The sequence below is a fragment of the Streptomyces purpurogeneiscleroticus genome (genome assembly GCF_020024005.1).
Lineage (GTDB): Bacteria > Actinomycetota > Actinomycetes > Streptomycetales > Streptomycetaceae > Streptomyces > Streptomyces purpurogeneiscleroticus.
Genome location: NZ_NHSG01000455.1, coordinates 1 through 11217, shown reverse-complemented (window position 1 = coordinate 11217; position 11217 = coordinate 1). Strand labels below are relative to the sequence as shown.

At 70.9% G+C, this 11217-nt stretch carries 7 protein-coding genes; 5 read left to right on the top strand and 2 right to left on the bottom strand.

The annotated features are described in order from the left end of the window. A partial coding sequence (locus CCS38_RS33455; protein WP_223737181.1) for a lytic transglycosylase domain-containing protein occupies positions 1 to 1082 on the bottom strand: 1082 nt, incomplete at its 3' end. A 206-nt stretch (positions 1083 to 1288) separates the two neighbouring features. Between CCS38_RS33455 and CCS38_RS33450 the strand changes: the two genes are divergently transcribed. Further along, the gene (locus tag CCS38_RS33450) at positions 1289 to 2143 is read left to right on the top strand and encodes a DUF4184 family protein (RefSeq protein WP_223737178.1); all 855 of its coding nucleotides are present in this window, start codon (positions 1289 to 1291) and stop codon (positions 2141 to 2143) included. Positions 2144 to 2187: 44 nt separating this feature from the next. Here the strand turns inward: CCS38_RS33450 and polA are convergent, their stop codons facing one another. Next, positions 2188 to 4848 (bottom strand): DNA polymerase I, encoded by a 2661-nt coding sequence (gene polA, locus CCS38_RS33445; RefSeq protein ID WP_263302858.1) that lies wholly within the window; start codon positions 4846 to 4848, stop codon positions 2188 to 2190. 349 nt (positions 4849 to 5197) lie between these two features. On the opposite strand from polA, the gene CCS38_RS33440 reads away from it, so the two are divergent. From CCS38_RS33440 to CCS38_RS33425, 4 genes are all read left to right on the top strand, one after another. Further along, positions 5198 to 7480: an FdhF/YdeP family oxidoreductase gene (locus CCS38_RS33440; protein WP_223737174.1), complete on the top strand. Its 2283-nt coding sequence runs from the start codon at positions 5198 to 5200 to the stop codon at positions 7478 to 7480. A gap of 295 nt (positions 7481 to 7775) precedes the next feature. Further along, on the top strand, positions 7776 to 8249 hold the full coding sequence (locus CCS38_RS33435) for a PaaI family thioesterase (protein ID WP_223737172.1): 474 nt from the start codon (positions 7776 to 7778) through the stop codon (positions 8247 to 8249). Positions 8250 to 8822: 573 nt separating this feature from the next. Next, positions 8823 to 10043 carry a branched-chain amino acid ABC transporter substrate-binding protein gene (locus tag CCS38_RS33430; protein WP_223737183.1) on the top strand — a complete coding sequence of 407 codons (1221 nt, stop codon included), beginning with the start codon at positions 8823 to 8825 and terminating at the stop codon, positions 10041 to 10043. A 129-nt stretch (positions 10044 to 10172) separates the two neighbouring features. After that, positions 10173 to 11102, top strand: coding sequence for a branched-chain amino acid ABC transporter permease (locus CCS38_RS33425; RefSeq protein WP_223737170.1), 930 nt, complete (start codon positions 10173 to 10175; stop codon positions 11100 to 11102). Positions 11103 to 11217: the final 115 nt, after the last annotated feature.

The following is an 11217-nucleotide window of genomic DNA, read 5'->3' as shown; positions in this document are numbered from 1 at the left end:
CCCGGGGTCGTACCGGGCGACGAGCCGTCCTCGGAGTCCGAGCCGTCTCCGGAACCCGGACCGTCGCCGGGCGCGGGGCTCGGCTCGGGCTTCGTCCCGCTGTCGGTGCCGCCGGGCTCGGACCCGCCGCCGTCCTTCCCCGAGGTGCCGTCGGCGTCCTTGCCGCCCTCGGTGTCCTTCCCGGAGCCGGCCTGGTCCTTGCCGTCCTTCGACGCGCCCCCGGAGCCGGCCTTGTGCGAACCGCTGCCTCCGGTGCCGGGGCCGGAACCGCCGGTGCGCGGTCCGGTCGGCAGGATGCCGGTGCCGTCGGGTACTTCGTGCGTGCCCTTGCGGTAGTACTCGTACCAGGACAGCACCGTGCGCAGGTATTCCTCGGAGTGGTTGTAGCCGAGGATCGCGCGGTTCATGTCCGCCTGGACCGACAGGTCGCGGCCGGCCGCGCACAGGTAGCGGCCGGCCGACAGGGCCGCGTCGTAGATGTTGTTGGGGTCGCTCGCGCCGTCGCCGTTGGCGTCCGTGCCCCACCTCGCCCAGGTGGAGGGGATGAACTGCATGGGACCGACCGCGCGGTCGTGGGTGGTGTCATTGTCCAAGCGGCCGCGGTCGGTGTCGGTGATCCGGGCGAAGCCGTTGCCGTTGAGCTGGGGGCCGAGGATGGGCTGCAGCGTCGTGCCGTTCTCGTCCACCGCGCCGCCGCCGGCCTGCCCGGACTCGACCTTGCCGATCGCCGCCAGCAACTCCCAGGGGAGGTGGCAGCCGGGGTGGGACCGGGCGAGGGACGCCTCGGCCTCCTTGTACGCGGCGAGCACGGTCGCCGGTATGCCGGCCTCCGCGGGGCCGGTGGCTATGGGGCCGTCCCCGCCCTGCCCCTTGCCGGGCTGCGGGCCGACGAGCGGGGGCAGGTCGGTGTAGTACGAGGAGTCACCGTCGATGGGGGCGTCGCCCCGGGGGGCTTCGCGGGAACTCCCGGCGGCGTCCGCGGTGTCGGGCGCCTGGGAGGCGGTCAGCGCGGCGAGGGCCAGCGCCACCACCACACTGGAGGCCGCTCCTTTGCGGAGCCGTCGGCCGAACTTGGCTGCCATGTGTCCTACTCCCCCTCCGCGTTGACCCACCGCGCTGGATGCACGGTGTCGCGCTCTCGGCGCTCCAACGCACCGGACACTACGACAACTCCCCGCGCGCAGCTACCGTTCCCGGCGCGCCATCACTGTCTGCTCACTTCCGGCATACTGCCTCGAATCGATCACTCGATCACTCCCAACGGTCGGGTCCGGTCAGGAGAGGGATCATGCCGTTCACACTCAGCCATGCCGCGGCGGTGCTGCCTGCCGTACGCCGCAACGGTACGGCGCGCGGTCCGCTGCTGGTGTCCGCGCTCGTCGCCGGGTCCTTCGCGCCGGATCTGACGTACTACGCGGACACGGTCGTGCCGGGAGCGATGGCCCACGGAGAATTCACGCACGCGCCGGCCGGTGTTCTCACCGTGGACACGCTGTGCGCGGCGCTGCTGGTCGGGTGCTGGCTGCTGCTGCGCGATCCGCTGCTCGCGCTGCTGCCGGCAGCGTGGCGGGGCAGGGTGGGTGCACTGGTCCGCGGTTCGGGACGGCGAGGGCTGTCCCCGGGGCGGTTCGCGCTGCGCTTCTGGTACTCCGCGGTGCTCGGCGCGTTCACGCACGTCGTGTGGGACGCGTTCACCCACCCCGGACGCTGGGGTGTCCGGCTGCTGCCCGTACTGCAGGAGCCGGTCGCCGGGTGGCCGGTGTACGCATACGTGCAGTACGGCACCTCGGCGGTGGCGCTCGTGGCCCTCGGGTGGTTCGTATGCTCCGCGCTCCATCGGGCGCCGACCGGCGCCGTCCCCGAGGGGCTGCCCGCGCTCGGCAACCGGGCGCGGCTGCTGTGCTGCGCGCTGCTGACGCCGTGCGTACTGCTGGGGGCCGCGCACCGGGTGCTGCGCGCGCATGCCGTGTACGGCGGGGCGGCGACGTGGTTCGACTACGTACCGACGGCGCTCTTCGGAGCGGGCGCCGGGCTGGGCGTGGCGCTCCCGGTGTGGGCGGCGGCGGTCCGCCTGAACGACCGGCGGCGCCGCAGGCGGGGTGCTGCCGCTCCGGCGGAAGAGGCAGCGGCCGGGGGCCGGTGAGGGCGGCTGCGCCCCTCACCGGCCCCCGGCCGCCTCTTCACGGGTCAGTGCGCGGCGGACTCCCAGTCCCCGCCCGAACCGACGGAGACGTCCAGCGGGGCGCGCAGCTCGACGGCACCGGCCATCTCGCGCCGTACCAGCTCCTCGACCTGCTTCTGTTCGCCGGGCGCCACCTCGACCACGATTTCGTCGTGGACCTGGAGCAGCATCCGGGAGCTGAGCCCGGCGGCGGTCAGCGCCTCGGCGACCCGCAGCATCGCGATCTTGACGATGTCCGCCGCGGTGCCCTGGATCGGGGCGTTCAGCGCCATCCGCTCGGCCATCTCGCGGCGCTGGCGGTTGTCGCTGTTGAGGTCGGGCAGGTAGCGGCGGCGGCCGAGCATGGTCTCGGTGTAGCCCGTGGCGCGGGCCCGGTCGACGACGTCCTCGAGGTAGTCCCGCACGCCACCGAAGCGCTCGAAGAAGTTGTCCATGAGCTTGCGGGCCTCGTCCGGGGAGATACCCAGCTGCTGGGACAGGCCGAACGCGGAGAGGCCGTACGCCAGTCCGTACGACATCGCCTTGATCTTGCGGCGCATCTCGGGGTCGACCTCGGTCTTGGGCACCGAGAAGACGTGCGAGGCCACCGTGGTGTGCAGGTCCTCACCGGAGGTGAATGCCTCGATGAGGCCCTCGTCCTCGGAGAGGTGCGCCATCACGCGCAGCTCGATCTGGCTGTAGTCCGCAGTCAGCAGCGTCTGATAGCCCTCGCCGACCACGAAGCCGCGGCGGATGGCGCGGCCCTCGTCCGTGCGGACGGGGATGTTCTGCAGGTTGGGCTCGGTGGAGGAGAGCCGGCCGGTCGCGGCCACCGTCTGGTTGAAGGTGGTGTGGATGCGGCCGTCCGCGGCGATGGTCTTGATCAGGCCCTCGACCGTCGTGCGCAGCTTGGCCTGCTCACGGTGGCGCAGCATGATCACGGGCAGTTCGTTGTCGGTCTGCGCCGCGAGCCAGGCCAGGGCGTCCGCGTCGGTGGTGAAGCCGGTCTTGGTCTTCTTGGTCTTGGGCAGGCCCAGCTCGTTGAAGAGCACTTCCTGAAGCTGCTTGGGCGAGCCAAGGTTGAACTCGTGCCCCGCGGCGGCGTGCGCCTCGGTGACGGCCTGCTGGACGGCGGCGGCGAACTGCTGCTCGATGCGCTCCAGCCAGCCGCGGTCGGCCGCGATGCCCGAGCGCTCCATACGGGCCAGCAGCACGCTGGTAGGCAGCTCGATGTCGCGCAGCAGGTCGGCGGCGCCGACCTCCTCCAGGCGCGTCTCAAAGGCGGCCCCGAGGTCGAGGACCGTACGGGCCTTGGCCATCAGGGCCTCGGCCTCGGCCTGCTCGTCGGCACCGAAGGCCAGCTGTCCGTCGCCGGCCGCCGCGGGGGCCAGGTCGCGGCCGAGGTACTCCACGGAGAGCGCGTCCAGCGCGAAGGAGCGCCGTCCGGGCTTGACCAGATACGCGGCGAGGGCGGTGTCCATGGTGACGCCGTCGATCTCCCAGCCGTGCTCGGGGAAGATCCGCATCAGGCCCTTGGCGTTGTGCATGACCTTCGGGCGCTCGGGGTCCGCGATCCAGGCGGCGAACGCCCGGTCGTCGGCCTCGTCCAGCTGCGTCGGGTCGAACCAGACGGCGGGCCCCGCGGCGGTGGCCAGGGCGACCTCGGCGACCGAGCCGCTGCCCAGCTTCCAGGAGTCGACCGTGGCGACGCCGAGCAGCTCGCTGCCGTGCTCGGCGAGCCAGGGGGCGAGCTCGCCGGCGCCCGCGACGAGGCCGTCGATCTCCACGCCGGGCACGGGCTCGGTAGTGTCCTGGGCGTCCTCGGCCCCGGGGTCGACGGCCAGCAGGCGGTCGCGCAGGCCCTGGTTACGGATCTCCAGCGCCTCCAGGAACACCGTGAGGGCCTGCCGGTCGTACCCCTCGCGCACCAGCTCGGCGGGGCCGCAGGGCAGCTCGACGTCGCGGACCATCTCGGTCAGCCGGCGGTTGAGCTTCACGGCGTCCAGATGGTCGCGGAAGTTCTGTCCGGCCTTGCCCTTGACCTCCTCGGCCCGCTCGCACAGCTCCTGGAACGAACCGAACTGGTTGATCCACTTCACGGCGGTCTTCTCGCCGACGCCGGGGATGCCGGGGAGGTTGTCCGACGGGTCGCCGCGCAGGGCGGCGAAGTCCGGGTATTGGGCCGGCGTAAGGCCGTACTTCTCGAACACCTTCTCCGGGGTGAAGCGGGTCAGCTCGGAGACGCCCTTGGTGGGATAGAGCACCGTGACGTCGTCGGAGACCAGCTGGAAGGAGTCCCGGTCACCGGTGACGATGGACACCTGGAAGCCCTGCTCGGTGGCCTGCGTGGCCAGCGTGGCGATGATGTCGTCCGCCTCGAAGCCGTCCGTGGCGAACCGCTTCACATGCATGGCGTCCAGCAGCTCGCCGATCAGCTCCACCTGCCCCTTGAACTCGTCCGGGGTCTTGGAGCGATTGGCCTTATAGTCGGGGAACTCCTCCGAGCGCCAGGTCTTGCGCGAGACGTCGAAGGCCACCGCGAAGTGGGTGGGCGCCTCGTCGCGCAGGGTGTTCGCCAGCATCGAGGCGAAGCCGTACACGGCATTCGTCGGTTGCCCCGTGGCGGTGGTGAAATTCTCCGCGGGCAGGGCGAAGAACGCCCGGTACGCCATGGAGTGCCCATCCATCAGGAGCAGCCGGGGACGCCCTCCCTCCGCCGTCTCGCTGCCGGTCGTTTCGCTCTTCTTCGCTGCCTTTGCTGCCACGCCCCCGATCCTGCCACGCCCCACTGACAATCCCTGCCGCGACGGCCGCCCCGGCCGTTCCCGGCAGGTGCCTGTGGACAACGTCGTCACCCTCACCATCACGTCCTGTGGACGACCGGCCGACGGTCGGTGGCGCGTGGCAGGATCGATCACAGGCGGAAGGAACGTACGGAGACTTGTTCCATACACGATCCAGATGCCTGAATGGTGATATACACAACGGCTGCTCGCGCACGGCAGCTCAGCATCATCGGCACCCAGGGAGACCGCCATGGCAGGCAAAGCACCCGAGTCGGACCCGGTACAGGACGCACCCGAGGTCAGCGGCCCGAAGCACTCGGCCGTCGGCCTGCCCGCCATCACCCATGCGCTGCGCGTCTCCCGGCAGCAGATGGGCGTGAAGCGCACGGCCCTGACACTGCTGCGCGTGAACCAGAAGGAAGGCTTCGACTGCCCCGGCTGCGCCTGGCCCGATCCGGACCACCGGCACGCGGCGGAGTTCTGCGAGAACGGCGCCAAGGCCGTCGCCGAGGAAGCCACCCTGCGCCGCGTCACGCCCGACTTCTTCGCCGCCCACTCCGTCGCCGACCTCGCGGGCCGCAGCGGCTACTGGCTCGGCCAGCAGGGCCGCCTCACTCAGCCCATGTACCTCGCCGAGGGCGCGACCCATTACGCCCCCGTGCCCTGGGAGCGCGCCTTCGACATCATCGCCGAGGAGCTGACCAGCCTCTCCTCCCCCGACGAGGCCGTCTTCTACACCTCCGGGCGCACGAGCAATGAGGCCGCGTTCCTGTACCAGCTCTTCGCCCGCGAGTACGGCACGAACAACCTCCCCGACTGCTCGAACATGTGCCACGAGTCCTCCGGCTCGGCCCTCACCGAGACCATCGGCATCGGCAAGGGCAGCGTCTCCCTGGAGGACCTTTACAAGGCCGACCTAATCATCGTCGCCGGTCAGAACCCGGGCACGAACCACCCCCGCCAGCTCAGCGCCCTGGAGAAGGCCAAGGCCAACGGCGCGAAGATCATCTCAGTCAATCCGCTGCCCGAGGCCGGCCTGGAGCGCTTCAAGAACCCGCAGACCCCGCGCGGACTGGCCGGCGGCGGTACCTCCCTCACCGACCTCTTCCTCCAGATCCGGCTCGGCGGCGACCAGGCCCTCTTCCGGGCGCTCAACCACCTCCTCCTGCAGACCGACGGCGCGCTCGACGAGGACTTCATCCGGGAGCACACGCACGGCTTCGAGGAGTTCGCCGCCGCCGCGAGCGACGGTCTGGACTGGGACGAGACCCTGCGGGCCACGGGCCTGACCCGCGCCGAGATCGACGAAGCGCTGCGCATGGTCCTCGCCTCGAAGCGCACGATCGTCTGCTGGGCCATGGGCCTCACCCAGCACAAGCACTCCGTCCCCACCATCCGCGAAGTCGTCAACTTCCTGCTGCTGCGCGGCAACATCGGCCGCCCCGGCGCCGGCGTCTGCCCCGTACGCGGCCACAGCAACGTCCAGGGCGACCGCACGATGGGCATCTTCGAGCGCCCCGCGCCCGCCTTCCTCGACGCCCTGGAGAAGGAGTTCGGCTTCGCGCCGCCCCGCGAGCACGGTTACGACGTCGTACGGGCCATCCGGGCGCTGCGCGACGGGCAGGCCAAGGTGTTCTTCGCCATGGGCGGCAACTTCGTCTCCGCCACCCCCGACACCGAGGTCACCGAAGCCGCCGTGCGCCGGGCGAACCTCACCGTCCACGTCTCCACGAAGCTCAACCGCTCGCACGCCGTCACCGGCGCACGCGCGCTGATCCTGCCCACCCTCGGGCGCACGGAGAAGGACGTCCAGGGCAGCGGCGAGCAGTTCGTCACCGTCGAGGACTCCATGGGCATGGTGCACGCCTCCCGCGGCCGCCTGGAGCCCGCGAGCCCGAACCTGCTGTCCGAGCCGGCCATCGTCTGCCGCCTCGCCCGCCGGGTCCTCGGCGAGGACAGCCGCATACCGTGGGAGGAGTTCGAGAAGGACTACGCCACGATCCGCGACCGCATCGCACGCGTCGTCCCCGGCTTCGAGGACTTCAACGCCCGCGTCGCGAGCCCGGACGGCTTCGCGCTGCCGCACGCTCCGCGCGATGACCGCAGCTTCCCCACCGCCACCGGCAAGGCCAACTTCACCGCGGCCCCGGTGGAGTTCCCCGCCGTCCCCGAAGGCCGGCTGCTCCTTCAGACGCTGCGCTCGCACGACCAGTACAACACCACGATCTACGGCCTGGACGACCGCTACCGCGGCATCAAGAACGGCCGCCGCGTGGTCCTGGTCCACCCCGAGGACGCCCGCGCCCTCGGCCTCGCCGACGGCGCCTACACCGACCTCGTCAGCGAGTGGACCGACGGCAGCGAGCGCCGCGCCCCCGGCTTCCGGGTCGTCCACTACCCGACGGCGCGCGGCTGCGCCGCCGCGTACTACCCGGAGACCAACGTCCTGATCCCTCTCGACCACACCGCTGACACCAGTAACACCCCGGCCTCGAAGTCCGTGGTCGTCAGGCTGGAGCCGACCGGACTCTGACCCACGCCCCACGCCCGGCCGGGCCGGCCCTGCACGGCCCCGCCGGGACACGGTCGGCCCCGCCGGGACACGGTCGGCCCCGCCGGGCCTCCGCCCGCGGCCGGCCGGGCCAGTGATGAGCCGCACAGCCCTCGCGCCCCCGAACTGAGCGCGCGCTCAGTAGCCTGAGGGCGGCACGACGCCCGCCCCGTCCGGCCCACGGTCCGGGCCGGCCCCGTACGCGTACGGCCACACCATCCGGACACCGACGAACAGCGACCACGACGAGCAGCGCAAGCGAACGGAGCCGTACGCCATGGGCGAGCAGACCACGACCGCGTTCCCCCAGGAAGTCCTCGACCGGTGGGCCGGGGAGGGCCTGGACCTGCCCGCCCTGTTCTCCGCCGGTCACCTCGGCACGCGGATGAGCGTCCAGGTCGTGGAGGCCGCCCCGGAGCGGGTCGTCGGCACCATGCCCGTCGAAGGCAACACCCAGCCCTACGGCCTGCTCCACGGCGGCGCCTCCGCCGTCCTCGCCGAGACCCTCGGCTCGGTCGGCGCCATGCTCCACGGCGGCCCCGGCAAGCTCGCCGTCGGCGTCGACCTGAACTGCACCCACCACCGCGGCGTACGCACCGGCCTGGTCACCGGCGTCGCCACCCCCGTGCACCGCGGCCGCTCCACCGCGACGTACGAGATCGCCATCACCGACGAGCAGGGCAAGCGCGTCTGCAGCGCCCGCCTGACCTGCCTGCTGCGCGACGCGGAGCCCCCGGCCCAGAGCAACTGACCTGGCACTTCAGCCCCCAGGCGACCCTGCGGCGGCCCCGACACCCGGAGCGGGGCCGCCGCGCTTTTCCCCCGGCTGCCCGGGCACCGCCCGGGGGGGCGCCCCGAACACCGCCGCCCCGCCGACCAGCCCGTACCGAAGCCGTACTGAAGAGCACCGCGCCCCGCCGCCTTAACGCTCCGTAACACGCGCAATGTGCCTCCGGCGCACGCCTCCCGCTCCGCAACGGTGCCGCTCCCGCACCGCCACCCGCACCGCATTCCGGACGCCCCGAGCGCGTTGTACGGCAAATCCCCTCGTAGAAGTGCAAGTTCCCGCTCCGCCTGGCGCACACGCCCCAGCGGTAAGGACCATCAGTACGAAACGCTCATCGCAGGTCATAACAAGAGCGTCACATCCTCGTCGGCGCCGATGCCCCGGCGAAGCGCACCGCTCTACCATCACCGCCAGTCACCGCGCCGCCGGGCGCGCTGTACCAGCACGGCCTGTACCACCCCTACAGCCCGGCGCGCGAACGGTCGCGCCACAGCGTGACCACGCCAGGGGAAAGGACTGATCGTGCGTCACCGTTCCTTGCTGATTCTCACCACCGCGGTAGCCGCCGGCGCCCTCACGCTCTCCGCGTGCGGCTCCCGCGGCGAAGACAAGAGCGGCGACGGCTCCAAGGCCACCGTCGTCATCGGCCTCGACGCCCCGCTCACCGGCGAACTCTCCGCCCTGGGCCAGGGCATCAAGAACTCCGCCGACCTCGCCGTCAAGAACGCCAACAAACAGAACGAGGTCGACGGCGTCACCTTCGAACTGCGCCCCCTCGACGACAAGGCACTGCCCAACGCCGGCCAGCAGAACGCCACCAAACTCGCCGGCGACAAGGAAGTACTCGGCATCGTCGGCCCGCTGAACTCCGGCGTCGCCCAGTCGATGCAGCAGGTCGCCGAGTCCAACGGCGTCGTCCTCATCTCCCCCGCCAACACCACGCCCGACCTCACCCAGGGCAAGAACTGGAAGAAGAACGACCGCAAACGGCAGTTCAGCACCTACTTCCGCACCGCCACCACCGACGAGGTCCAGGGCGCGTTCGACGGCCAGTACGCCTACGAGAAGATGAAGGCCAAGACCGCCTACGTCATCGACGACCAGAAGACCTACGGCGTCGGCCTCGCCTCCTCCTTCAAGGACCAGTTCACCAAGCTCGGCGGAAAGATCGTCGGCACCGAGCACGTCAGCCCCGACGACCGCGACTTCAAGGCCGTCGTCGCCAAGGCCAAGAGCGCCAACCCCGACCTGGTCTTCTACGGCGGCGAATACCCCGCCTCCGGCCCGCTCAGCCAGCAGCTCAAGGACGGCGGCCTCGACGCCCCCCTCATGGGCGGCGACGGCATGTACAGCGCCGACTACATCGAACTGAACAAGAAGGCACAGGGCGACTACGCCTCCTCCGTCGGCAAGCCCGTCGAGCAGCTGCCCTCCGCCAAGAAGTTCATCGAGGACTACAAGGCCGCCGGCTACAAGGACCGCTACGAGGCATACGGCGGCTCCACCTACGACGCCACCTGGGCCCTCATCCAGGCCGTCAAGGAGGTCGTCGCCGACAACAACGGCAAGCTCCCCGACGACGCCCGCAAGAAGGTCGTCGACGCCATGAACAAGGTCTCCTTCGACGGCGTCACCGGCAAGGTCGCCTTCGACAAGTACGGCGACACCACCAACACCATGATCACGGCCTACCAGGTCGACAACAAACAGTGGAAGGCGCGCTTCAGCGCCGAGTTCAAGAAGTTCGACAAGAGCTGACCCAGAACCAACGCCCGTACACCGGCCGCGCCAGCACCCCACCCCCACCTGGCGCGGCCCGCGGCGCACCGGCACACTCCCCGCCTGCCCGGCACACCGGCACCTTCCACACCCCACGGAGGCCCTGCGGTGAACGAACTGCCGCAACAGCTGGCCAACGGACTCATCCTCGGCGCGATGTACGGACTCATCGCGATCGGCTACACGATGGTCTACGGCATCGTCCAGCTCATCAACTTCGCCCACGGCGAGATCTTCATGGTCGGCGGCTTCGGCGCGCTCACCGTCTACCTCGCCCTCCCGCCCGGCATGTCCCTCATGGCGGCCCTCCCCCTCATGCTCATCGGCGGCATCGCCGTCTCCGTACTCGTCGGTGTGGCCGCCGAACGCTTCGCCTACCGCCCGCTGCGCGGCGCACCCCGCCTCGCCCCCCTCATCACCGCCATCGGCCTGTCCATCGCACTCCAGCAGGCCGTCTGGAAGTGGTACCCCGACGCCAAGAAGGCCCGGGTCTTCCCCCAGTTCAAGGGCGACGCCTTCGACGTCCTGGGCGCCACCGTCCAGCGCGGCGACCTCTTCGTGGTCGTCGCCGCCCCGATCTGCATGATCGCCCTCGGCTTCTTCGTCTCCAAGACCCGCAGCGGCCGCGCCATGCAGGCCACCGCCCAGGACCGCGACACCGCCGCCCTCATGGGCATCGACACCAACCGCATCATCGTCCTCGCCTTCGCCATCGGCGCCGCCTTCGCCGGCGTCGCCGCCGTCGCCTACGGACTGCGCACCGGCGAAGTGCAGTTCCGCATGGGCTTCATCATGGGACTCAAAGCCTTCACCGCCGCTGTACTCGGCGGCATCGGCAACATCTACGGCGCCATGCTCGGCGGCATCGTCCTCGGCATCGCCGAAGCCCTCGCCACCGCCTACGTCGAATTCATCCCCGGCATGACCCAGTTCGGCGGCGGAGCCTGGAAAGACGTCTGGGCGTTCGTCCTCCTCATCCTCGTACTCCTCCTGCGACCACAGGGCCTCCTGGGCGAACGCGTCGCGGATCGGGCGTGATAGCGATGACCACCGCACCCACCACGAGCCCGGCCGCCGCGGACACCCCCGCAACCACTCCCGGCCTCCTCCCCCTCCCGGCACGCGCCGCCCGCATCATCACCGCCGCCGGCGC